The organism is Pseudarthrobacter sp. KH_020_B, from assembly GCF_057840185.1.
This window is the reverse complement of sequence record NZ_CM174506.1, coordinates 3,803,281-3,826,848: the sequence shown is the minus strand read 5'-3', so window position 1 is coordinate 3,826,848 and position 23,568 is coordinate 3,803,281. Positions and strand designations below refer to the sequence as shown.

23 protein-coding genes are annotated in these 23,568 nt (G+C 66.2%); 17 read left to right on the top strand and 6 right to left on the bottom strand.

The features are described 5' to 3' along the window. Positions 1 to 108 precede the first annotated feature (108 nt). From AC3IT0_RS17825 to AC3IT0_RS17810, 4 genes are all read left to right on the top strand, one after another. Positions 109 to 1,110, top strand: a complete 1,002-nt coding sequence (locus AC3IT0_RS17825; RefSeq protein WP_489320999.1) for an acetylxylan esterase — start codon at positions 109 to 111, stop codon at positions 1,108 to 1,110. Positions 1,111 to 1,396: 286 nt separating this feature from the next. Further along, complete coding sequence (locus tag AC3IT0_RS17820; RefSeq protein WP_489320998.1) at positions 1,397 to 2,503, top strand: 3-deoxy-7-phosphoheptulonate synthase; 1,107 nt, start codon at positions 1,397 to 1,399, stop codon at positions 2,501 to 2,503. A 144-nt stretch (positions 2,504 to 2,647) separates the two neighbouring features. Beyond that, on the top strand, positions 2,648 to 2,860 hold the full coding sequence (locus AC3IT0_RS17815; RefSeq protein ID WP_058931377.1) for a helix-turn-helix domain-containing protein: 213 nt from the start codon (positions 2,648 to 2,650) through the stop codon (positions 2,858 to 2,860). Positions 2,861 to 3,017: 157 nt separating this feature from the next. Beyond that, positions 3,018 to 3,116 (top strand): 30S ribosomal protein bS22, encoded by a 99-nt coding sequence (locus AC3IT0_RS17810; protein WP_003792170.1) that lies wholly within the window; start codon positions 3,018 to 3,020, stop codon positions 3,114 to 3,116. Positions 3,117 to 3,180: 64 nt separating this feature from the next. Here AC3IT0_RS17810 and AC3IT0_RS17805 read toward each other — a convergent pair whose 3' ends face one another. Further along, the gene (locus tag AC3IT0_RS17805; protein ID WP_489320997.1) at positions 3,181 to 3,999 is read right to left on the bottom strand and encodes an HAD family hydrolase; all 819 of its coding nucleotides are present in this window, start codon (positions 3,997 to 3,999) and stop codon (positions 3,181 to 3,183) included. Between the two features lie 143 nt (positions 4,000 to 4,142). Here AC3IT0_RS17805 and AC3IT0_RS17800 point away from each other — a divergent pair, with 143 nt between their 5' ends. Then, the gene (locus tag AC3IT0_RS17800) at positions 4,143 to 4,397 is read left to right on the top strand and encodes a glutaredoxin family protein (RefSeq protein WP_489320996.1); all 255 of its coding nucleotides are present in this window, start codon (positions 4,143 to 4,145) and stop codon (positions 4,395 to 4,397) included. Between the two features lie 88 nt (positions 4,398 to 4,485). After that, positions 4,486 to 5,211 carry a redox-sensing transcriptional repressor Rex gene (locus tag AC3IT0_RS17795; RefSeq protein ID WP_489320995.1) on the top strand — a complete coding sequence of 242 codons (726 nt, stop codon included), beginning with the start codon at positions 4,486 to 4,488 and terminating at the stop codon, positions 5,209 to 5,211. 59 nt (positions 5,212 to 5,270) lie between these two features. On the opposite strand, the gene AC3IT0_RS17790 is transcribed toward AC3IT0_RS17795, so the two are convergent. From AC3IT0_RS17790 to AC3IT0_RS17780, 3 genes are all read right to left on the bottom strand, one after another. Next, the gene (locus tag AC3IT0_RS17790) at positions 5,271 to 6,068 is read right to left on the bottom strand and encodes an AI-2E family transporter (RefSeq protein ID WP_489320994.1); all 798 of its coding nucleotides are present in this window, start codon (positions 6,066 to 6,068) and stop codon (positions 5,271 to 5,273) included. 149 nt (positions 6,069 to 6,217) lie between these two features. Then, positions 6,218 to 7,033, bottom strand: coding sequence for a hypothetical protein (locus AC3IT0_RS17785; protein WP_489320993.1), 816 nt, complete (start codon positions 7,031 to 7,033; stop codon positions 6,218 to 6,220). A 107-nt stretch (positions 7,034 to 7,140) separates the two neighbouring features. Next, the gene (locus AC3IT0_RS17780; protein WP_489320992.1) at positions 7,141 to 7,689 is read right to left on the bottom strand and encodes a YceI family protein; all 549 of its coding nucleotides are present in this window, start codon (positions 7,687 to 7,689) and stop codon (positions 7,141 to 7,143) included. 202 nt (positions 7,690 to 7,891) lie between these two features. Between AC3IT0_RS17780 and AC3IT0_RS17775 the strand changes: the two genes are divergently transcribed. The 10 genes from AC3IT0_RS17775 to AC3IT0_RS17730 all read left to right on the top strand — a co-directional run bounded on the left by AC3IT0_RS17775 (position 7,892) and on the right by AC3IT0_RS17730 (position 22,064). Beyond that, a complete protein-coding gene (locus AC3IT0_RS17775; protein WP_489320991.1) occupies positions 7,892 to 8,572 on the top strand; it encodes a histidine phosphatase family protein in 681 nt (226 codons plus the stop codon). 1 nt (position 8,573) lies between these two features. Beyond that, on the top strand, positions 8,574 to 9,200 hold the full coding sequence (locus tag AC3IT0_RS17770) for a TlpA family protein disulfide reductase (RefSeq protein ID WP_489320990.1): 627 nt from the start codon (positions 8,574 to 8,576) through the stop codon (positions 9,198 to 9,200). Positions 9,201 to 9,215: 15 nt separating this feature from the next. Further along, entirely contained in the window at positions 9,216 to 9,971 is a 756-nt protein-coding gene (locus AC3IT0_RS17765) for a cytochrome c biogenesis CcdA family protein (protein WP_489320989.1), read from the top strand. Then, complete coding sequence (gene resB, locus AC3IT0_RS17760; RefSeq protein WP_489320988.1) at positions 9,971 to 11,707, top strand: cytochrome c biogenesis protein ResB; 1,737 nt, start codon at positions 9,971 to 9,973, stop codon at positions 11,705 to 11,707. Before AC3IT0_RS17765 ends, resB begins: the two co-directional genes overlap by 1 nt. After that, positions 11,707 to 12,843, top strand: coding sequence for a c-type cytochrome biogenesis protein CcsB (gene ccsB / locus AC3IT0_RS17755; RefSeq protein ID WP_489320987.1), 1,137 nt, complete (start codon positions 11,707 to 11,709; stop codon positions 12,841 to 12,843). The genes resB and ccsB overlap by 1 nt, the downstream gene beginning before the upstream one ends. A gap of 154 nt (positions 12,844 to 12,997) precedes the next feature. Beyond that, on the top strand, positions 12,998 to 15,076 hold the full coding sequence (locus tag AC3IT0_RS17750; protein WP_489320986.1) for an Hsp70 family protein: 2,079 nt from the start codon (positions 12,998 to 13,000) through the stop codon (positions 15,074 to 15,076). A 3-nt stretch (positions 15,077 to 15,079) separates the two neighbouring features. Beyond that, the gene (locus AC3IT0_RS17745; RefSeq protein ID WP_489320985.1) at positions 15,080 to 17,134 is read left to right on the top strand and encodes a LuxR C-terminal-related transcriptional regulator; all 2,055 of its coding nucleotides are present in this window, start codon (positions 15,080 to 15,082) and stop codon (positions 17,132 to 17,134) included. A 164-nt stretch (positions 17,135 to 17,298) separates the two neighbouring features. Next, the gene (locus AC3IT0_RS17740; RefSeq protein WP_489320984.1) at positions 17,299 to 18,471 is read left to right on the top strand and encodes an IniB N-terminal domain-containing protein; all 1,173 of its coding nucleotides are present in this window, start codon (positions 17,299 to 17,301) and stop codon (positions 18,469 to 18,471) included. 156 nt (positions 18,472 to 18,627) lie between these two features. After that, on the top strand, positions 18,628 to 20,574 hold the full coding sequence (locus tag AC3IT0_RS17735; RefSeq protein WP_489323837.1) for a dynamin family protein: 1,947 nt from the start codon (positions 18,628 to 18,630) through the stop codon (positions 20,572 to 20,574). Then, the gene (locus tag AC3IT0_RS17730) at positions 20,571 to 22,064 is read left to right on the top strand and encodes a dynamin family protein (RefSeq protein WP_489320983.1); all 1,494 of its coding nucleotides are present in this window, start codon (positions 20,571 to 20,573) and stop codon (positions 22,062 to 22,064) included. Before AC3IT0_RS17735 ends, AC3IT0_RS17730 begins: the two co-directional genes overlap by 4 nt. Before the next feature lie 24 nt (positions 22,065 to 22,088). Here AC3IT0_RS17730 and AC3IT0_RS17725 read toward each other — a convergent pair whose 3' ends face one another. Beyond that, the gene (locus AC3IT0_RS17725) at positions 22,089 to 22,712 is read right to left on the bottom strand and encodes a hypothetical protein (protein WP_489320982.1); all 624 of its coding nucleotides are present in this window, start codon (positions 22,710 to 22,712) and stop codon (positions 22,089 to 22,091) included. Between the two features lie 6 nt (positions 22,713 to 22,718). Then, positions 22,719 to 23,165, bottom strand: coding sequence for a PLD nuclease N-terminal domain-containing protein (locus tag AC3IT0_RS17720; protein WP_489320981.1), 447 nt, complete (start codon positions 23,163 to 23,165; stop codon positions 22,719 to 22,721). 60 nt (positions 23,166 to 23,225) lie between these two features. Here AC3IT0_RS17720 and AC3IT0_RS17715 point away from each other — a divergent pair, with 60 nt between their 5' ends. Continuing rightward, positions 23,226 to 23,552, top strand: a complete 327-nt coding sequence (locus tag AC3IT0_RS17715; RefSeq protein ID WP_489320980.1) for a DUF4229 domain-containing protein — start codon at positions 23,226 to 23,228, stop codon at positions 23,550 to 23,552. Positions 23,553 to 23,568: the final 16 nt, after the last annotated feature.

The window sequence follows — 23,568 nt, the reverse complement described above, 5'->3', positions numbered from 1 at the left end:
GGGACGGGCCCCAAGTGTCCGTTCGCGCTTCACGCCGGGTGCCGCCGGTTGGGTTGTATGACGTAGGATCTCCGATAGCAAACCGACGAGACAGGACCGGACAGCAGCATGCCCCTCTTCGACCTTCCCCTTGACCAGCTCCGCGGCTACACCTCGAGGGTCACACCGCCCGCCGACCTGCAGGAATTCTGGGACGCCACCATCGACGAGGCCCGGACGTTTCCGCTCAACGCAAAGTTCGAGCCGGTTGAGAACCTGCTGTCGGTCATCGACACCTTCGACGTCACGTTCGCCGGCTACGGCGGCGCACCGATCAAGGGCTGGCTGCACCTCCCGGCGAACCGGACCGCCGGAACCCGGCTTCCCGTCGTCGTGCAGTACATCGGCTACTCGGGCGGCCGCGGCCTGGTCAACCAGGACACTAAGTGGGCGCAGGCCGGCTATGCGCACTTCATCATGGACACGCGCGGCCAGGGCTACGGCGGGATCCTCGGCGAAACGGCGGATCCCCACCCGTCCGCGGGTGAGGTGGCCTACGCGGGGCTCATGACCAGGGGCGCCGGCAGCCGCGAGGACTACTACTACCGCCGCGTGTACGTGGACGCGTTCCGCGCGGTGGAAGCGGCGCAGACCCACCCGGAGGTGGACCCGCGGCGCGTGGTCCTGGCCGGAGTCAGCCAGGGCGGCGGCATCGCGGTGGCGGTGGCCGGGCTGGTGGCTGGAAGGCTCGACGGCGTCATCGCCGCGCTGCCCGACGTCCCCTTCCTGCAGGACTTCCCCAGGTCGATCGACATTGCGGCCCGCGGCCCCTATCCGGAAATCGCGGCGTTCCTGGGCAGGCACCGGGACCGGTATAGGCCCATCCTTGCGGTCTTGAACTATTTCGACGGCGTCAACCTGGCCCGGGCGGCCACCGCACCTGCCCTGTACTCGGTGGCGCAGATGGACGATGTCTGCCCGCCCTCCACCGTGTTCGCCAGCTTCAACGCCTACGGCGGCGACTCCGCAGCACAAAAGGAGATCGAGGTCTACAGGTTCAACAACCATGAGGGCGGCCAGGAGCACCACTGGATCAGGCAGCTGCGGTACCTCCGCGAGATTCTGGGCTGATACCCAACTGACTCGCACTTAACGCACCCAAATCGCGAAATGAGTGCATCAAATGCGAGTCACTTGGGGGAGTTGATTTTGCCGCGGCCGCGCGGCGCGGTTATGGTTTGCCTATGACAAACCGTTGGTATGCGTATTTTTCGTTGGCTCTGGAGGGGCCCGCGTCTAACTGACACGCATCCAACTACCTTCAGAGCCAACAGGGCAGAGATCATTCTCTGCCCTTCGCCGTTTCTCCGGCGGGTTCTGATCTGGGCCCGCTTCCCATCTGGAACAGGACCCGAACATGAGCACCGCGACAATCACTCCCGCAAAATCCACGTCCAATCTGCGCGTCAGCGAATTCACGCCGCTGCCCACGCCCCAGGAGCTCATCGCCGAGCTTCCCCTGGACGCCCGGGTGACCGACGTCGTCGAACGCGGCCGCGACGAAGTCCGCGCCATCATGGACGGCGTGGACGACAGGCTGCTGGTCATCGTGGGCCCCTGCTCCATCCACGATCCCAAGGCAGGGCTGGAATACGCCCGCCGGCTGGTCAGCCAGGCCGAAAAGCACCGGGATGACCTCCTGATCGTGATGCGCACCTACTTCGAAAAGCCGCGCACCACGGTGGGCTGGAAGGGCCTGATCAACGATCCGCGCCTGGACGGCAGCCATGACATGGTCACCGGCCTCCGGACCGCCCGGGAGTTCCTGCAGCAGGTCACCGCGCTGGGACTGCCCACCGCCACCGAATTCCTGGAACCCATCAGCCCCCAGTACATGGCGGACCTGATCTCCTGGGGAGCCATCGGGGCCCGGACCACCGAAAGCCAGATCCACCGCCAGCTTGCTTCCGGACTCTCCATGCCCATCGGCTTCAAGAACGGGACCGACGGCGACCTCCAAGTCGCGATCGACGCGTGCGGCGCCGCCGCTGCCGCGCAGGCATTCCTGGGGATCGACGGCGACGGCCGGGCCGCGCTGGTGGCCACCGCAGGGAACCCGGACACGCACGTCATCCTCCGCGGCGGACGTAAGGGGCCCAACTACTCAGCGGCCGACGTCGAAGGTGCCTCCGGTAAGCTCGCCGGCAAGGGGCTCAACCCCCGGCTGATCGTGGACGCCAGCCACGCCAACAGCGGCAAGAGTCACCACCGGCAGGCGGAAGTGGCGCTGGAAATCGGCGCGCAGCTGGAAGACGGCGGAATGGCGGCGCAGGCCATCGCGGGCGTCATGTTGGAGAGCTTCCTGGTGGGCGGTGCCCAGAACCTGGATGTCACCGAGCACGCGGCGGGCCGTTCGGAACTGGTCTACGGGCAGAGTGTCACGGACGCGTGCATGGATTGGGACGTATCCGTTTCGGTCCTCGACCAGCTCGCGGCATCCGCCCGGAAGCGCAGGACTGCTTAATGATTGCCCGGATGACTTTCACTACAGCCCCATGAACCTCTAGAGTATCTAACACATGGTTGGTGGATGGCTCAGCATCGGCACACCGCAAAATGAAACACAGCTGGGGTTAATGTCGTCATCCATCAGCAAAGGAATAGGGAAATGTCCGCAGAACAGAACTTCTCAAACGCGAAGTTCCTGACCGTTGCCGAAGTGGCCGAGGTCATGCGCGTCTCCAAAATGACCGTCTATCGGTTGGTCCACTCCGGCGAAATGCCCGCGGTGCGTTTCGGCCGGTCGTACCGCGTGCCGGAGAGCGCCGTCGAGCAGTACCTCAAAGGTGCTGTGGTGGACGGGCACTCCGAAACCGCCTGAGCATTACCTGCGGTCAGTGGGCATCGCCAAGAAGCGGTACCCTGTTAAGGAACGTTTTACGTCATTGTAAGAATCTGTCAGTTGTTTCAGTTCTGTAGCTCTGTCCACGGACCTTTTCCATCAGACAGGTACTGCATCTAGTTTGTGAGGAACTTTCGTGGGTTCAGTTATTAAGAAGCGTCGCAAGCGTATGGCCAAGAAGAAGCACCGCAAGCTGCTTCGTAAGACCCGTCACCAGCGCCGCAATAAGAAGTAGAGATACTTCGACAAGCGTGAAATGCCCGTTGCCTTCCCGGCAGCGGGCATTTTTTTGTGCGCCCCTAAGCCCGGGGGCCGCGCATCCGGGAGTATCCGCGCCAGAGCCCGTACACGGCGCCGCCGGCAGTTGCTGCCTTGAGCCCCAGGGTGGCCGCGCGGCGGCCGGAACGGAAGTCGTAGACCGGCCAGTTGTTGTCCCGCGCGTGGCGGCGGAGCCTGGCATCGGGGTTGATGGCTACCGGGTGCCCCACCAGCGTCAGCAGCGGGATGTCATTGTAGGAGTCGCTGTAGGCCCAGCACCGCTTGAGGTCCAGACCTTCGGCGTCGGCCAGGGCCTGGACTGCCACTGCCTTGGCGGAACCGTGCAGGATGTCGCCCACCAGCCGGCCAGTGTACATGCCGTCGGCAACCTCGCCCACCGTGCCCAAGGCCCCGGTCAGGCCCAGCCTGGTGGAAATGACCGCGGCGACCTCAATGGGGGTGGCGGTGACCAGCCAGACCCGACGGCCCACGCGGAGGTGCTGCTGCGCCAGTGCCTTGGCGCCGGGCCAGATCCTCGACGCGATCATTTCGTCGTAGACTTCCTCGCCCAAGGCCTTGACGTCTTCCACGGTAATGCCCGCGGCGAGGGTGAGGGCGGAATCGCGGACGGCATGGACGTCGTCCATGTTCTCGCCGCGCGCCACAAATTTGAACTGCTTCCACGCGAACCCCGCAGCCTGCGTCAGGGTGAAGGCGCCGCGTTGGTGCATCTTTCGGGCAACGTGGAAAAGGCTGGCGCCCTTCATGAGGGTGTTATCGACGTCGAAGAAGGCGGCTTCGCCGGTCTGCATCAACGCATCCGGCTGGGTCACCACAGCGACGTACTTCTCCTCGGGCATTCCACGAGTCTAGTCAATACTCGGTGACCAAGATTTCAGTGCCAGCGAGGGGGGCAGCGCTAGGGCCCGCCCTGATGCCCGCGTCGCCGCGCGCCCCGCTGCCGGCCGCTGTCCTCTGCCCTGAAGGGCGATACGGTTAATGCATGGCAAAACCCGAGGTAGTCCTCATCACCAAAGCCGACTGTCACCTGTGCGCGGAGGCGCGCGACGCCGTCGAACGCGTTACTGCCTTGCTGGGACTTGGGTGGACGGAACAGCAGGTGGACGGCCTGCCGGAACTGCGTGAGCGGTACGCGGAGGAAATCCCCGTGGTCCTGGTGGATGGAATCCAGCGCGATTTCTGGAAGATCGACGAAGCCCGGCTGGAGCGCGTCCTCCAGCGCGCCATGGCTCAATAGGAAAGCGGCCTCGCAATGACACCGGCTTTGTTGGCACCAGCGGCGGGGCTCTAGAGTGGACTCACGAAACGATGGGATGGAGGGGATAGTGACTTCGCTGGATTCATCTCCCCAGGCTGTCCAAGGTGCAGAGACTGTTGGCGGTGCACAGCCTGCCCACGGCACAGAGGCCGCCAAGCAGATACCGCCCGCGGCAGTGGCCCGGTTGACCATTTACCTGCGCGCCCTTAACACGCTGCTGTCCGACGGCGTGGAACGGGTATCTTCGGAATCGCTGGCGGAAGCGTCAGGCGTCAGCTCCTCAACCCTTCGCAAGGACCTTTCCTATGTGGGTTCCTACGGCACGCGCGGCGTGGGCTACGAAGTGCAGTACCTGAGCCGCCACATTTCCGCGGCGATGGGGCTGACCCACGACTGGAAGGTTGCCATTGTTGGCGCGGGTAACCTGGGCAAAGCCCTGGCCCGCTACGGCGGCTTCGAGTCCCGCGGTTTTGACGTGGTGGCAATTTTCGACGCCGACCCCATGGTGGTGGGCAATGAGGTGGGCTGGCTACGGGTCAGCGACGCAGCGGACATGGAGACCGTGCTTCAGCGGACGGGCGCCAACATGGTGGTCCTGGCTCTTCCGGCCGCCGTGGCGCAGGCCGTGTGCGACCGCGTGGTGGCGGCCGGCGTCCACAGCATCCTGAGCTTCGCCCCCGTTATGCTGCAGGTCCCCGAGGGAGTCAACCTCCGCAAGGTGGACATGGCCACCGAACTTCAGATCCTCGCCTATCACGCACAACGGGCGCAGACCCCTGACCAGACCGCCTGATTCTTCGGCGGTTGGAGGGGTCCACGCCCCGTTGCGGTGTGGATTCGACTGGCTGGGTGCTACTGGCCGTATGGGTTGCCAGGCGTGGCGCCCGGGGTGCCATACGGGTTAGCGAAGGGCTGCTGCTTGCGGAAGTAGGGTGCCGCCGCCGGCAGGTAGAGCAGCACGATGGCCGCGATCCCCGCGAGGGTTCCCAGTGTTCCGAAGTTCGGAACCTGGAAGAGACCGAAAACGGACAGCGCCGCGAACACGGTGCCCAGGATCCGGGCCCAATTCTTCCCCTTGCGGACGAAGAACGCCACCAGCGCGTACAGCCCGGCGCCGATGATCGCCAAGACTACGAGGAATCCGGCCAGGACGCTCTTGAAGTCGTCGTAGTTGAAGTCAGCCGGGGTGGCGCCACTGCTGCGCATGGCCTCGTCGAACGCATTCCGGATCTGAGGATCGTCAAGCATGCCGATGCCCATGAGCAGGCTGATCACAAAGATCACGCCCGAGGCAATCAGCAGCCAGAACGAGATATTGACGAATTGGGGGATCCCGTTGGATCCCGTGGCCTGCGGCTGTTCGGACGGGTACTGCGCGTAAGGGGACTGTCCGTACGGCTGCTGGCCATAGGGCGGCGGAGTGGGCTGGCCGAACTGCGGCGGGTTATTCTGCCCGAACTGCGGGGCGTTCTGCCCGTACTGTGGCGCAGGGGGAGTCTGCTGGCCGTATTGCGGGGCGTTTTGACCATACTGCGGCGCCGGCGGCGTCGGCTGCCCGAACTGCGGGCTGTTCTCGCCGTATCGGGGCGCTGGCGGCTGGTTGCCGGGCTCGGGCTCGTTCGGGACGGGAGGCGGGACGGGCGTGCTCATGAGCGGTCCTTTGCAGGTCGGATGTCAGTTCGGCTGCTGGGTGCAGTCCAACTGGCCTGCCCCCAGTACGGCTTACTTCCCACCGTACCCCCGGCTCGCGCCGCAGGGGATCATTCCGGAGAGGTATTCCCGCAGTACTCAGCGCGAGACTACGCGCGGCCCTTGACGGCGTTGAACCAGGCCTGCGAGTTGGGCAGCCACATGAGTACCGTTGCCGCGGCGCTGATGAGGAAGCCCAGCCAGTTGTTGCCGATTCCTTGGCCCATGCCGCCGCCGCCCATGCCGCCGCCCACGCTGCCGCCGAGCACGGCGAGAACCAGCGAAACGCCGGCCACGATGGTGAGCGCAAGGCGGCCCCATTCCTTGCCCTCTTTCATCTTCAGGACCAGGACAATCTGGGCGGCGGCCAGGGCCAGTGCCACCAGGACCAGAAGGAGGACAACCGCAGCCAATCCCGGCGCCACGGTGAACAATACAAGGGTGGCAAGCATTCCGAAGAGGCCGCCGAGGACCCCCAGCATGCCGCCGATGAGCCAGATCCAGTACGAGACCTTGAGCTCGGTGGGCAGCCCGGTCACGCGGAACATCCCGGAGAATCCGCCCTTGGGCATAACGTCGTTGAAGTTGCGGGGACCGTCTGTGGGCATCTCGAAGTGGAAGCCGCCCGGCTGGCCCGGCTGGTTGTAGGGCTGCCCGGGTTGGCCATACGCCTGGCCCGGCTGCGGGTAAGCCTGCGGCGGCTGGTAGCCCGCGGGCGGAACATTGCCCGCAGGGGGAACGTTGCCGGCAGGGGGAACGTTGCCGGCAGGCGGCACGGTGCCCGCAGGGGGAACGGTGCCGGCAGGCGGCACGTTGCTGACGGGCGGCTGAGTGACTGGCGGCTGAGTGACAGGCGGCTGGGCGCCGGGCTGCTCGGCACCGGGCTGCTGGGGCTGCTGGGGCTGAGGTACTTCACTGTTGCTCATGGGTCTCACTGTAGACCGCGTGTCCGCGTGTATCTAGGGGATAAAACAAAGCACCCCGGCCGCCAGATTCCGGGGAAATGGTGGCCGGGGTGCTTCGGGAAGAAAAGCTAGGCTGCGGGTGCGATGAACGCGAGTTCCAGGTTGATGGCAACCTTGTCGCTGACCAGCACGCCGCCGGCTTCCAGTACGGCGTTCCAGGTCAGGCCGAAGTCCTTGCGGCTGATGGTGGTTTCAGCGGAGACGCCGGCGCGGGTCAGGCCGAACGGGTCCACGGCCACGCCGTTGAACTCGGTCTCAAGGGCAACGGGTCGGGTGACGCCCTTGATGGTGAGGTCCCCGGTCAGCTCGTAGCTGTTGCCCTTGGCCACGAGGCCGTTGGAGACGAAGGAGATTTCCGGAAAGGTCTCGACGTCGAAGAAGTCTTCGCCGCGGACGTGGCCGTCGCGGTTGACATCGCCGGAGTCGAAGCTGGCGGTCTGGATGGTGGCGCTGATCTTGGAATCGGCCACGTTCTCGGCGAGGTCCAGGGTTGCCACGGCATCCTTGAACTGGCCGCGGACCTTGCTGATGCCGGCGTGCCGGACGGTGAAGGCGATCTCGCTGTGCGAGTTGTCGAGGGTCCAGGTGCCGGTGGTGACGTCTGCGGGAAGAGTCATGGTGTTCTCCTTGGGTTTTGTCGGGTGGTACTTCCGGATAGCTTGACGCTTCATCTGTTGAATCATCAACTATCCGCTGCATCCAGTATAAACATGCATTTGCATGTTTTGTTCCCTGTTCCGGAACATTTTTCCAAAAGTTTGAGTTCTACTGGATGTAGAAGATTTCGGATAGCACGCCATCTTTGAGAAACTGGTAAACATGCCCCAATCCACTGTCCATTTGCTCCGCCACGGCGAGGTCCACAATCCTGACCGCGTTCTGTACGGCAGGCTGCCCGAATTCCACCTCTCCGAGCTGGGCCGGGAAATGGCGCAGATACTGGCCGACCACTTCGCCGAGCGTGCTGCGCGCGGGGCCAGGATTGTCTATCTCGCGGCGTCCCCGCTGGTCAGGGCCCAGGAGACGGCCGCTCCCACTGCTGAGGCGCTTGGCCTGGAAATCCACACAGACGGCCGCATCATCGAAGCCGAAAACTACTTCCAGGGCATGAGGGTCACCAAGGCCGAGCTCCGGAAGCCCAAGCACTGGCCCCACCTGGTCAATCCGTTCCGGCCGTCCTGGGGCGAACCGTACAAGGCGCAGGCCGCGCGCGTCAGGTCAGCAGTTGAGGACGCCCGGCTCCGAGCCATCGAACTGGCCGCGGGCGACTACGGAACCGACGGTCCGGAAGCCATTATGGTCAGCCACCAGCTCCCCATCTGGGCCACCCGCCTCAGTGCCGAAGGCAGGCCGCTGTGGCATGACCCGCGCAAACGCGAGTGCACGCTGACGTCCATCACCTCCCTGGTGTTCGACGACGACGGCTCGCTCCTGCGCGTTGAGTACAGCGAGCCCGCTGCCGCCCTCCTTCCCGGTGCCGCCAGCACCCCCGGAGCCTGAGATGACTGACCCCCGCACCATGCCCAGTAAAACAGCTTCCCGCCGTGCCGTGCTCGCTGCCGGCGGCGCCGCCCTGACCGCCTTGACCCTGGGGCTGTCGGCCTGTGCGCAGGAAGACGCCCTCGCCAAGCAGGCAAAGGCCGGCGACAACAAGAACTACGTAGCCGGGGACGGCTCGGTGACCGAGTTCACCGCGGCGGACCGCAAAGCCGCCGTCGCCATTAACGGCACGTTGTTCAACGGCACCCAGGTGGCCCCCGCGGACTTCCAGGGCAAGGTGACGGTCCTGAACTTCTGGTTCGCCGCCTGTGCACCCTGCCGCGTGGAAGCACCCATCCTGGAAGAGCTGCACCAGGATTTCAAGGACCAGGGCGTGCAGTTCTTCGGCGTCAACCTCCGCGATGAAAAAGCCACCGCAGAGGCCTTCGACAAGACATTCAACCTGACCTATCCCAGCTTCGACGACAAGAACGGCGGCGTGCTCCTGGCCGTCTCCGGCCTGGTCCCGCCGGGAGCAGTCCCCACAACGCTGGTCTTGGACAAGCAGGGCCGCGTGGCCTCGCGCGTGCTGGGCGAAATCCAGAAGGGCACCCTCAAAGCCCTCATCACCGCCGCCGTGGCAGAGTAGCGGCGGCCCCGGACCGTGAACAGCCCCTTCGCCGAAACCATCCTGAACGGCTCGCTCCTGCTTGCCATCCCGGTGGCGCTGCTCGCCGGCCTGGTGTCCTTCCTCTCGCCGTGCGTTCTGCCCCTGGTGCCCGGCTACCTGGGGTACGTCACCGGCCTGAGCGGCGTGGACCTGCAGAAGCAGAAGCGTGGCCGGATGCTCGCGGGCATCGGGCTTTTTGTGCTGGGATTCTCGGTGATTTTCGTCCTGCTGGGCGGCGCGTTCGGGCAGCTCGGCACTCTGATCACCGGCTCGCAGAATGCCTGGATCACCCAGCTGCTGGGCGTCCTGGTGATCCTGATGGGCGTGGTGTTTATGGGCGGCTTCGGCTGGCTGCAGCGTGATGCGAAAATCCACGCCAAGCCTCCCGCCGGCCTGTGGGGCGCGCCGTTGCTGGGCCTCACGTTCGGCCTGGGCTGGGCCCCGTGCATCGGCCCCACCTATTCCGCCGTCCAGCTCCTGAGCCTGTCCGGCGGTTCCTCCGCCGCCAAGGGTGCCTTCCTGGCATTTGTCTACAGCCTGGGCCTGGGCATCCCGTTCCTGCTGATCGCCTTGGCGGTGCGGCGCGGCATGGGTGTGATGTCCTTCTTCCGCAAGCACCGCCTGGCCATCCAGCGGATCGGCGGCGGGATCCTGGTGGTGCTGGGCCTGCTGATGGCCAGCGGCGTCTGGGGCGCCTGGGTCACCGAGCTGCAGTACTGGTTCCAAACCGATGTGAAGTTGCCGATCTGATGAGCGAGCGCGTGAAAGCAAAAAAGAAGTCCCCGGCAGCCGTTGCCGCCGCCAAAACCGAGGCGGCCCTGCCGGTCCTGGGGCCGGTGGAGATGCTGCGTTGGGCCTGGACCCAGCTGACCAGCATGCGCACGGCGCTGTTCCTGCTGCTGCTCCTGGCCGTCGCCGCGGTGCCCGGTTCGCTGTTCCCCCAGCGCCCGGCCAACCCGTCCATCGTGACGCAGTACATCAAGGACAACCCGGACTACGGGAAGCTGCTGGACACCCTGCAGCTCTACGACGTCTACTCCTCGGCCTGGTTCTCGGCCATCTACATCCTGCTGTTCATCTCGCTGATCGGCTGCGTGGTCCCGCGCGCCATCGCGCACTACAAGGCCATGCGCTCCCAGCCGCCGCGGACCCCCAAACGTCTCTCCCGCCTCCCCGAGTACGGCACCCTGGTGGTTCCCGCCGACGCCGGCCTCCCGGCGTCGGACGCCATCCGCAGTGCCGCCGGGGTGCTCAAGAAGCGCGGCTACCGCGTTGAGGTGAGGGACGACGACGGCGCGCGGCCGTCTTTGGGCGCCGAGCGCGGCTTTGCCAAGGAGGTAGGGAACCTGGTGTTCCACACCTCGCTGATCGGCGTGCTGGTGTCCGTGGCCGTGGGCGGCCTGTTCGGCTACAGCGGCCAGCGCATCCTGGTGGAGGGGGACACCTTTGTGAACACCCTGGTGGGCTACGACCAGTTCACGCCCGGCACCAACTTCCAGTCCAGCCAGCTGCAGCCGTACTCCATCCAGCTGGACAAATTCGACGTCACGTTCGACCGCGAATCACCGGGCAAGATCGGTCAGCCCATCGACTTCAACGCCGAAGTCACCACCCGGGAAACGCCGGACGCGCCCGCCAAGCAGGAAATCCTGAAGGTCAACGAGCCCGTGACCCTGGGCGGCACCAGCATCTACCTCACCGGCAACGGCTACGCGCCCGTGGTGACCATCCGCGACGGCGCCGGCAACGTGGCCATGCAGGGTCCCGTGGTGGCCAAGCTCCAGGGCGACAACTACTACTCGTCCATGGTGATCAAAGTCCCCGACGCCCGGCCCGAACAGCTGGGCTTCGTGGGGTTCTTCCTGCCCACCGCGTTCATCACCGAGGAAGGCGTGTCCTTCAGCGGTGATCCGGACCTGTTCAACCCGCAGCTGACCCTGAACTCCTACTTCGGGGACCTTGGCCTGGACGCCGGCGCACCGCAGAACGTCTTTGAGCTCGATGTCAGTGACCTCACGCCGCTGAACGCCCGCAACCTCGACGCCGGCGGTATCACCTTGGCGCCGGGCAGCACCTACACCCTCCCGGACGGCAAAGGCAGTATCAGCTTTGACAGCGTCAAGCGGTACGTGGGCGTGGATATCCACCACAACCCCGGCCAGCTCTACGCCCTCATCTTCGCCCTGCTGGCCGTGGGCGGCCTGATCGTCTCGCTCTACATCAACCGCCGCCGCGTCTGGGTGCGGACCGGAACCCACGAGGACGGCCGGACCATGGTGGAGTATGGCCTGCTTGCCCGCGGTGAGGACCACCGGCTCGCCGCGGAGGCGGTTGCCATCAGGAAGCTGCTGTCCGAAGAGTGGCAGCTTTCGGATTCCGATCCCGACGCCGCCGATCCCCAGCAAACTCCCAGCCGCCACAACGATAATGGCGCAGACTCCCTCGCCACCCCAGCTGGCCCCACCGGGCCGAAAAAGGACCAGTAATGCCGTTCGCCATCAACGAAACCATGGGCGCGTACAGCGAGCTGTTTATGCTGCTCGCCGCTGGCACGTACACCGTGGCCTTCATCGCCTTCGCCTGGGACCTCGCGAAGAGCAGCAGGGCGCTGCGCGCCGTTGACCTGAAGGCGGCGGAGGCTGCCGGGACCAAGGTGCCCGCGATGGCCGGCGGCGGCGCTTCCGTTGGCGCTTCGGCTGGCTCAGCCGCGGCAGCGGACAGGGTGGCAGCGGACAGGGTGGACTCGCACCTGGCCGGGCCGGTGGGACGGGCCGAGCGGCCGTCGTCGTCCGTTGCCAAGCGGGGCGGCGACGCTTCCGGGGCCGGGCAGACGGCCGACGCCGACATGCGCTATGCGGCGGAACGGCGCGTTCCCGCGCGCATCGCCGTTGCCCTCACGGTTTTGGGTGCGCTGATCCATGCCGCCGGAGTCATCACGCGGGCACTGGGTGCGGGCCGGGTGCCGTGGGGCAACATGTACGAGTTCCTGACCACCGGCGCTTTTGTGGCCGTGGCCGTGTTCCTGCTGGTTCTGATCCGCCGTGACCTGCGGTTCCTCGGCACGTTTGTGGTGGGCCTGTCGATCATCATGCTGGTTGCCGCCGCGGTGGCCTACTGGACCCCGGTGGGCCACCTCGTCCCGGCGCTGCAGAGCTACTGGCTGATCATCCACGTCTCCATCGCTGTGCTCTCCTCCGCTCTCTTCACCCTCACGTTTGCCATGTCCGCCCTGCAGCTGGTCCAGTCCCACCGGCAAAAAACGGTGGCTGCCGGCGGTGCGGACAAGCTTGGCTTTATGCGCCTGGTTCCCTCGGCACTGAGCCTGGAAAACCTGTCCTACCGGATCAACGCAATCGCCTTCATCGGCTGGACCTTCACGTTGATGTTCGGTGCCATCTGGGCCGAAAAGGCCTGGGGCAGGTTCTGGGGCTGGGACACCAAGGAAGTCTGGACGTTTGTGATCTGGGTGGTTTACGCAGGCTACCTGCACGCCCGCGCCACGCGTGGCTGGACCGGCACCCGCGCCGCCTGGCTCTCGATCGTTGGCTACCTCTGCGTGGTCTTCAATTTCACCATCGTGAACCAGTTCTTTAACGGTCTGCACTCCTATTCAGGCCTCTGAGCAGGGGTTTCTTCGGATGCCGTTGGAAGCGGTCGATTAATACGCCAATCGATGTATGAATAAGGCTGTTGCCCCGCAGACGGTGATGCTACCGTGGTGGGAGTTGTCAGTGATGAAGCTCGCGGACAGCTAGCTGCGTTTTGCCGAGGTGCCCATGAGCTATGTGCTCGCCGTAGATGTCGGGACCAGTTTCACCGCCGCCGCCATAGTCCAAATTGATCAGAATGCTTCGCGTGTTCCGGAGACCCTGCCGCTGGGGCTCCACGGAACGGCCGTGCCTTCGGTGGTGTATTACCCCGAGGAAGGCCCCATCCTGGTGGGGGAGGCTGCCGAACGCCGGGGCCTTGACTCTCCAGAGCGCGTGGTGCGGGAGTTCAAAAGGCGGGTCGGAGACGACGTCCCCTTTGCGGTAGGCACGCTTTCCCTCCCTGCTGGGGACGTGTTCGCTACCATGGCGCGCTGGGTCGCAGACCGGGCTGAAGAGCGCGAGGGCGCGCCGCCGTCAGACATTATCCTTTCCCATCCTGCCTCCTGGGGCGCGCACCGGACGGAGCTTGTCCTCGCGGCCCTCACGGCCAAGGGCCTCGCCAACGTCACGCTGATCAGCGAGCCGGAAGCGGCGGCGCTGCACTACGCCGCCCAGGTACGCGTGGAGGATGGCAGCACCATCGCCGTCTACGACCTCGGTGGCGGGACCTTCGACACCGCAGTCCTGAAGAAAACGGACGCCGGCCACTTTGAACTACTGGGACGTCCCGAAGGGATCGAGGGGCTGGGCGGCGCCGACTTCGACGCAGCCGTCCTGCGGTACGTTGCCGATCACGCCGCGCAGGGCCTGGCCAATCTCGACCCGTCGGCGCCCGGCGCGCTGGCAGCCTTGGCGCGCCTGCGCCGGGAGTGTGTGGAAGCCAAGGAGGCACTGTCCGCGGACAGCGAGGCCAGCATTTCGGTGCTGCTGCCGGGAATACAGCAGCAGGTGCGGCTGGTCCGGTCCGACTTCGAAGCGATAATCAGCGAGCCCATCGGGGAAACAGTGGACGCCCTGGAGCGTTCCCTGCAGGACCTGGGGCTCACCCCGGCCGACCTGTCCGCGGTGCTGCTCATCGGCGGTTCATCGCGTATTCCGCTGGTGGCACAGCTGATTTCGGAGCAGCTGGACCGGCCCATCGCCGTCGACGCCGATCCCAAGTCATCCATCTGCCTCGGCGCCGCCGTTGCCGCCCTCCGCGCGCAGCCGGATGCGACCGCGCAGGCCGCCGCCTTGACCGAACAGCCACCCTCCGCCGTCGTCCTCGCGCAGGCTTACGGGCATCCTGGAGTTGCCGGCCGACGAGCCAGCTGGTCCCGGCATGCCGACGCCGGTGCTGCAGCACACACGCCCGGTGCCCACGCCGCCGGGCGCAAGGGCGGTGCTCATGGCGGCGCGCACGGAGCCCGCTCGACCGTGCGGCTGACTGCGGTGGCAGCAGTAGCCGCGCTCTTCACGGGCTTCACGGCGACGGCAGCCCAGAGCCCGGACGGACTCGGCAGCCTCACCTCGATGTTCGTCCCGCCGCCAGCAGATGCAGCGAAGGAGACCCCAGGCGCTGCTCCTCCTGGCGGAACCGGCGGTCCCGGCGCCGGCGGCCCCGCGGCAGGAGCAGGCGCAGCGCAGGCCCCGGTGCAGGGGATTGAAGCCAGCGCCTGGCCGGAGAACAGCAGTCCGCTGGCCAGTTCCGCGGGACCGGGCATCGCTGCCCCGCCCACAAGCAGGCCACTCACCGAAGCAGGCCAACCAGCCGCCGGCGGGGCCGCTGCCGGAACGGGCACCTCCGGTGAGCCTGTACCGGGTACCGGAGGCTCCACCCCGGATCCGGTGACCAACCCGACGACGGACCCGGGCCCTGGCACATTGCCCGTTGATCCTGTACCTGATCCGACCACTGACCCGGTCCCCGATCCTACGACTGACCCGACCACTGACCCGACCACCGACCCGACCACCGACCCTGCACCCGATCCGACCACCGGCCCGGCTCCTGATCCTACGACGGCGCCTACCCCGGATCCGACCACCGACCCGGCTCCGGATCCGTCGTCGGAGCCTGCACCTGATCCGACGACGGAGCCCGCACCTGATCCGACCACCGGCCCGGCTCCGCAGCCGTCGTCGGTCCCCGCGCCGGAGCCTGACCCGACGACAGGTCCTGCACCCACCGTGGATCCGGTGCCAACTACCGAGCCAGCGGCCTGAGTCATGGCGGCCGAACATACGCAGCCCGATCGGAACCTGCCCGAGGCAGATTCGTCGGCGCCTGGCGGAACCAGCCACATGGCACAGCAGCTGCGGGGCGAGAACGCGGCAGTCCGGGAACTCCTGCTGGCACTGTCCGTGGGGTTCACCTTGCCCGGCCCGCTGCCAGCGGAGCTCCACCACAAGCTCGAAAGTCCTGATGGTCCGGGCCTGGACGCGGTGATCCAGCGTGCCGAGTCCTCGGGCCTGCTGCATGCCGACGGGACAGTCGTGGGCCCGGCGCAGCACGCGCTCCTGAACAGCACGCCCACGGCCCGGGTGCATGCATTGCAGCGGCAACTCGTCGGTTTTGTGTCGGCCGAGGGCCGGCCACTCGGCGACCTTGCCCGCAAACTGGCGAGGGGCGGGCTGGCCGACCCGAAGGTCGCCGCCGAACTCGAATCCGCCGCTGACAAAGCGCTGCCGCACAACCCCGGTCTGGCCGTCCAGTTATACAGCGAAGCGCTGCTGGCAGGGGCGGACGAACTGCGCACCGCTGCACGCCGCGCCCAGGCCGCAGCCGCAGCGGGCGACCTCGACGCCGCCGGCCGAATTATTGACGGTCTCCTGGTGAGCTCCGATCCGCCGGATGTCAGGCTGGGCGTCGATGTTGCCGCTTCCGTCTGGGCCCAGCGCGGCCTGTTGGTCCGCAGCGCCGACCTCTATGCCTGGCTTGGTCCGGCGAACATGGGCCGGTCCGCACCGCTTGCCGCGGTGGCCATGATCGGCAGCGGCAACCGGACGGGCGCGGAAGAGGCCTTTCCCGCCGGGTCGGCACCGGTGTCGCCCACCCTACTGGCGGTGGCGCTTTCGCAAACGGGCAAGGGCGTGATGGAGTCGATGGAGCGGGATCCACACAAGGGCCTTCCCCTGCTGATCCATGCTTCGGATATGCTCAACGCGGCCGGTTCGGGGCCGCCCCTTCCGGACACCCCTGGAGCATTGGCCGCGTTGCTGGCCCTCCACAGCGGTGAACCCCACGTAGCGGACACCATCATCCGCTCCGCCGTCGCCGCGAGGCAGGGCGGTGACGCCGCCAAGCCACGGCTTCACCTCTTGCAGGCGTGGTCGGCCATGCAGCAGGACGATGCTGAGCAAGCACGGCTGGCCATCAACGAAGCCTCCAAAGCCAACCACTGGCCCCTGGTGCCCAGGGACGAGTTCCTGTGCGCGGCGCTGGAAGTGGGCCTTGCGCGGCGCAGCGGCGACGTCCGTGGCCTGGTGATGGCCTGGGAGCGCGCCCGCGAAGCGATGCTGCACACCGCCGTCGACCTTTACAGCCTGCTGCCGTGGGGCGAACTGATGATTGCTGCCGCCCGGTTGCGGGAGACACAGCGCGTCGCGCATTATCTGGATGAAGCGTGGGCTCTGCTGACCAAGCTGGGGGAACCGCCCCTGTGGGCCGTTCCGCTGCACTGGGCGGCGGTCCAGGCTGCCCTGCTGAACAAAAGCCCGGCCGACCTTGCCCCGCATGCATCAGCACTGGTGCGGGCCGCGGGCTATAGTCACATGGCCGCTGTGCTCGCCGCCGCCGGCAAGGCCTGGGTCAGCGTCCTGGCCGGCCGGTTCCAGGCGACGGATGTGGAGAACGCCGCCCGGGGACTGAAACTGGTGGGCATGCCGTGGGAAGGGGCCCGGCTGGCAGGACATGCGGCCGCGCAGGCAGACGAGCGCAGGGACATGGTGCGGCTCCTTGCCTGCGCCAGGGATCTCCACCCGCAGGGCGGAACCACCGGGCCACCCGCCGGGCTGTCACCGGAAGTACGCCGCAGCGCCGCCGAGAACAACCATGGCGCGCATCCTGACGCCTCGGGGCTCAGCGACCGCGAAAAGGAAGTGGCGCGGTTGGTCCTGGAAGGGAAGACCTACCGGGAAATCGGCGAAGCCATCTACATTTCCCCCCGGACTGCAGAACATCACATCGCCAGGATGCGGCGGAGGCTTGGGGCCGAAAACCGCTCCGATCTGCTGGTGCGCCTGAGGCTGGCGCTAAGGGCAGATCATCAGGGCCCGGATTGAGGCCCTACTGCCCCTAGCCACGAAACAGCCAAACCCCTAGTGCGGGGCATCCGGTACGGGGACACAACCCGATGCCAGGCCCGTACGAAGGACCCTAGGTTTGATTTATGCCCGGCACTGAGGCCCGGCGATCCACAACTCAGAGAAGATTTGAGGACCATCAAATGCCAACACTTGCCAACCAGCTAGTTCAGTTCCTCATGAGCCTGTTCGATCACCCCGCCGCAGCCAAGGAGTTCCTGAACGATCCGGAGCGCGCGCTCGAAGGTGCCGGCCTGCGCGATGTCTGCTCCGCCGATGTTGACGCCGCGATGCCGGTTGTCCTGGACTTCGCACCCATCACCGTCAACGCTTCCTCCTTCGACCGGGATTACAACACCGGCGGGAACACGTCGTGGACCGGCGGCAACGGCGGCGCAGGCCACACTCCGCCTCCTGCAGGCGGCGGTTCAGGACACATTCCGGGGCACGATCACCATGACGACCACGCTCATGCCGTCCAGCAGCTGCACCACGTGGTGAACAACTACTCCTACACGTCAACGGTGGACGACCGCGACACGATCACGGACCAGTCCGTCAACCAGAACATCTGGGCCGACGGCGATGTGAACCAGTGGTTCGACAACGAGGCTGTCATCGCATCCGGCGATCAGGCCCTGGCTGCCGGCGACGACAACGTCGTCCGGGACTCCTACAACACCACGGACTCCTACAACACGGACAACACCACTGACAATTCCACCGACAACTCGATCACGGCCGACGGCGACGTCAACATCGGCAACAGCGACCTGGACGTGGCCGATTCGTTCAACACCGACGTTGACCTTGATGTCGCTGATTCGTTCAACGACAACTCAGACAATTCCGATAACTCGGACAACTCCGTGGACAACTCGGTGGTGATCGAGGATTCCTTCCAGGACAACTCCGATAACTCGGACAACTCCGATAACTCGGACAACTCCGATAACTCGGACAACTCCGATAACTCGGACAACTCCGTCGAAGTCAACGACAACTCGGACAACTCCATCGAAGACAACTCCACCAACACCGAGACCACCGATGTGGTGATCGAGGATTCCTTCCAGGACAACTCCTCCGAGGACAACTCGGACAACACCACCAACACCGAGGTCGTGGTTGAGGATTCCTTCCAGGACAACTCGCAGGCGGAGACCACCGAGGTGGAGGTGGTTGATTCCTTCAACCCGGTTGAGGTTGTGGTCGAGGATTCCTTCCAGGACAACTCCACCGAGGACAACTCGACGAACGCCGACGTTGACGTAACCAACGACATCGCCGTCGAAGATTCGGAGATCGTGCTGTAGGCATCAGTTCCGGATACCGGGAGCGCCCGGCAGGAGGCCATCAGCCTCCTGCCGGGCTCTTCGCGGATTATCCCCCGTCCCACCCGCACCAGCTGCAAAGGACAAATAATGGCTGAATCGCCTCGACCGGGAAGCCCCGGACGGATGCCGGTGCCGATGAACGCCGGCCAGCTGGCGTCGCTGGTGGAGCAGGGCATCGAACTCGTGGGGACAGGAGACCGGGCGGACCTTCGCAAACGCCTGGACCAGACCCTGCGCCGGCTGAAAGATCCGAGCATCCGCGTGATCGTGGTGGGGGAATTCAAGCAAGGCAAAAGCAAACTCATCAACGCCCTGGTCAACGCCCCGGTGTGCCCGGTCGACGACGACATCGCCACCTCGGTGCCCACCGTGGTCCGCCATGGGGACCCCGCGTCCGCCGCCATCCTGCTGCCCAAAGCCGCCACAGAGCCTGGCGACGAAGGCGCACTGGAGCGGCAGCCCATCAACATAGCGGACCTGGCGGCTTACGTTTCCGAGCGGGGCAACCCCGGAAACGTCAAGAAGCTCGTAGCGGCCGAGGTGTTCCTGCCCCGCAAGGTCCTGGCCGGCGGACTGACGGTCATCGATTCCCCAGGCGTGGGGGGACTGGGCTCCTCGCACACGTTGACCACCCTCACGGCCTTGCCCACAGCGGACGCCATGCTGCTGGTCTCGGATGCCTCGCAGGACTACACCGAGCCCGAAATGCGGTTCCTGCGGCAGGCCATGCGGATCACGCCGAGCGTTGTGGGCATCCTTTCCAAAACGGACCTGTATCCGGACTGGCGCCGCGTGGAGGCCATGGACCGGGCCCAGCTCGCGCAGGTGGCGCCGGACATTCCTTTGTTCGCGGTTTCGTCGGACCTCAGACTCGAGGCCGCCCGCCTGCAGGACAGCGAACTCAACGCCGAGTCAGGGTTCCCCGGGCTGATCGGCCATCTCCGGAATGAAATTGTGGGCAAGGCGGAACGGCTGCAACGGCGCTCCGTCAGCCAGGACCTGCTCTCCGTGACCGAGAACCTGCGCCTGTCCCTGCGGTCCGAGCTGGGAGCCCTCGAGGATCCTGAGGGGACGCCCCGGATGATTGCGGGGCTGGAGGAAGCGAAGACACAGGCCGATGAGCAGCGCAAACGTTCAGCCCGCTGGCAGATTACGCTCAACGACGGCATCGGCGACCTGATCGCGGACATGGAGTACGACCTCCGGGACCGCCTGCGCCGCATCCAGCGCGAAGCCGAGGCCGCTATTGACCAAGGCGACCCCGGCCCCACCTGGACCCAGTTTTCCGCGTGGCTCGAGGAGTGCGCCGCCGCGGCGATCTCGGACACGTTTGTCTGGACCAGCGAACGCGCGCAGTGGCTGGCCGCGCAGGTGGCGGAGCATTTTTCCGAGGACGAAGTGGCCCTGCCGGTGCTGCACGTCTCGGACACCGGCGACGCGCTGGACCCGGTGGACAACATGCCAGGGCTCGACGACGGGCACGTGAACCCCTTGCAGAAGGTCCTGATCGGCATGCGCGGATCCTACGGCGGCGTGCTGATGTTCGGGCTCCTGACCGGGATTTTCGGTATGGCCCTGATCAATCCCCTGTCAGTGGGCGCGGGCCTGCTGCTGGGCCGCAGGGCGTACCGGGAGGACAAGGAAGCACGGCTGAAGCGCCGGCAGACCGAAGCGAAGGCGCTGGTCCGCCGCCAGCTGGACGATGTCACCTTCCAGGTGGGCAAGCAGCTCAAGGACCGGCTCCGGCTGGTGCAGCGTTCAACCCGGGACCACTTCACGGAAATCGCGGACGAACACCATCGCTCCCTGGCGGATTCGGTGTCGGCGGCGCAGAAGGCAGCCACCACGTACACGCTGGAAAAGGACATCCGCATCCGGGAGATCAAGGCCGAGCTCAAGAAGGTGGACGCCCTGCACCATGCGGCTTCTCAGGTGGCCGCCGAAGTGGCCCAATCGCCGGGGCCGCAGGCCGCGCAGTCTCCGGCAGTGCGCGGCACGGGGGTGGGAACCCCGGCGTCGGGAAGTCCGACGGCGGGCGGTCAGTCAGTGGGGACGGCGCCGGCGGTTGCGGCGGCCAGATGAAGGAGTCCATCAGCGCGGGAGTGGCGGACCTGATCCAGGACGCCCTGCTCCTGTATGCGGACGACCCCGCTGCGGCCGCGGCCTTGGAAACCTACGCCAGGCGCCTGTCCGAGCCCCTCAGGATTGCTGTGACTGGCATGGTCAAGGCGGGAAAATCCACGCTGCTGAACGCGATCATCGGGGAGGAGATCGCCCCGACGGACACAGGGGAATGCACAAAAATAGTGACCTGGTACCGCTACGGACACACGCCGCGGATCACGGCCTACCCCCTTGCCGGTGAACCGCATGTCCTGCCCCTGAAGCGCGTGGACGGCCGCCTGGTTTTTGTCCTGGGCAACGCCCGCGCCCAGGAAATGGATCGGCTGGTGGTGGAGTGGCCATCGCCCGCCCTGCGCGAGCTCACCCTGATAGACACCCCGGGAATTGCCTCGCTGTCCGAAGACGTCTCGGCTAGGTCCACTGATTTCCTCACACCCGCGGATGCGCCCTCCGAGGCCGATGCCATCATCTACCTGATGCGGCACATGCACGCCTCGGACCTGCGGTTCCTCGAATCCTTCAGGGATACCGAGGCGGGCAGGTCGGGAACCGTGAACGCCCTTGCCGTGCTGTCCCGGGCCGACGAGATCGGCGCTGGCCGCATTGATTCACTTCTCTCAGCCGGTGAGATCGCCGACCGGTATCGCCGGGACCACAGCCTGCGGAAGCTGGCGTTGGGGGTGGTCCCGGTGGCCGGGCTGCTGGCCCAGAGCGCCCGCAGCATGCGCCAGTCGGACTTCGAGTCCATGCAGGTCCTGGCCGGCATGGAGCGGTCTGCCCGGGAACGGATGCTGCTCTCGGCGGACAGGTTCGTCAGGGCCACTGTTCCGCAAAACCTGGGCGTTGAAGCCCGGGCCTCCCTGCTTGAGCGATTTGGCCTGTTTGGGATCCGGCTCGGCGTGGTGCTGATCCGGAGTGGCTTCACCGAACCCACGCCACTGGCGCATGAACTCGCCCGGCGCAGCGGGCTGGACCCGCTGCTGCATCTTGTGGCGCGACAGTTCCAGGCCCGCGGGGATGCCCTCAAGGCCCGCACTGCCTTGGTGGGAGTGGAAAGCCTGCTGCGCACTGTGCCCAGGGAGGGGGCCGGCCACCTGGCCGCAGCCCTGGAACGCCTTCAGGTCAACGCCCATGAGTTCCGTGAGCTCCGCCTGCTCGCCACGATCCGGACCACAGGGGTATCCCTCAGCGATGAACTGGCGGCCGAAGCCGAAAGGCTGGTCGGCGGCTGGGGAGCGGCGTCTGCCCTGAGGATGGGGCTGGCGCCGGATGCCGGACCGCACGAAGTCCTGGCCGAAGCCCGCCGCTGCGTGGACCGGTGGCGGACAGTATCGGAAAACCCGTTAACGGAGCGCTCCGCCGTGGAGGCCTGCCGCGTGGTGATGCGCAGCTGTGAGGGCGTCGTGGCTGAATGCTCGGCGCTGCAGCTGCACGCGCATTCCGCCTGAGGTCATCCCCGCCTGAGGTCATCCCTACGGCCGGGTCCGCGCCGGCCTGACCTGCGCCGGCTGGAGCCCCCGGGCCTTGAGCCACCTGCCGGCCGACGGCACGAAAACCGCCACAAGGCCGAGGAACGCAAGGAGTAGCTGGGCTCCCCAGAGCATCACAACGTAGCTGCCGGCGTCGCCGTCGGGGACGAGGAAAGCTGCGGCCGCCACCATGGCCACCACCTGCCCGGCCAGCAGCGGGATCATCAGCCAGCGGGACCAGCCGCGGCGCGCTGAGAAAATAGCCAGCGCCGCCGCTTGAAACAGCATCACCAGCAGCAGGGCGCCGAGGCTGCCCCAGAAAACAATGGCCGCGGATGTGGTCACGGCGTCCGCTCCACCGCCGGGAGCCATCTGCTCCACCACAGTGCGGAGCCGCTCCAGGTGTGAGTCGCGGGTCAGGAATGAACCGATAAGCACGGCCAGGCCTGCCACGAAGCTGAACAGCCAGAATGCCCGCCCGAGGCGGACACTCAGCGGCGTCGGCAGTGTGACCAGGATCGGCGCGGGTGCCGCGTAGGACAGGCCCGGTCGCGGGGGACGCGGCGGCGGGCTCGCAGCCCCGGCGGCGGCAGGTTGTTGGAGTTCTCCGTCGGGGGGCTGGGCCATGTTTGCCTACTTTATGTCGCCGGTATCGTGGGTGTCCGCGTCTCCCGTGCTGGCACTGCCGGTTTCGCCGTGGCCTGTTCCCTTCCTGTCCGGCCCGGTGTTGTCCAGTCCGCTGCCAGCGGGACCGCCGTCGGCCTTCGCCTCAAGGTCCTCCTTGAGCTTCTTGAGGCGGTCGGCTTCGGTTTGGTTCCGGCGGCGCAGGTTGCGGAGGAAATCGGGATCATCATCCGGCGCGGTGGGGTGGCTGCGTGCCTGGCGGACCGGGGCTGAGGCGCGCGGACGGCCGATCAGCAGCCAGAGGATGGTACCGATCACCGGCAGGACGGTCACCACGATGAGCCAGGCCGGCTTGGAGATCCCGCGGGTGAGACGGCGGTCAGTACGGATCACGTCCACCAAGCCATACACATAGATGACGAGTATTGCGACGGCCAGAACCACACGGAAGAGCATGCCATTAAGTCTATCGTCCGGAGGCGGCGGGCGTTCAGGCAGGGCGGCTAAACTTGTACCGTGGCTTTTCTGAAATACTCCCTGATCCGGCTGGCGCTGTTCGCGCCGCTCTTTGTGCTCTTTATGTTCCTGCAGTTGGGAGCGGTGCTGTCAGTCATCTGCGCGGCCCTGATCGCCTTCGCGGTCAGCTACCTTTTCTTCCAGAAACAGCGCGACGCCGCCGCCGCCGCCATTCACGGCCGGCTCTCCGGCAAGGCCAAGCCGCTGCGCAGCGAAAGCGAGGTGGCCGACGCCGATGCCGAGGACAGCCTCCTGGACGCCAACCCGGACGTCACCATCCGCAACAGCGGACCGAAGGCACCCGAGACGAAGGCCCCCGAGTCCTAGCCCCGGCCTGGATTCG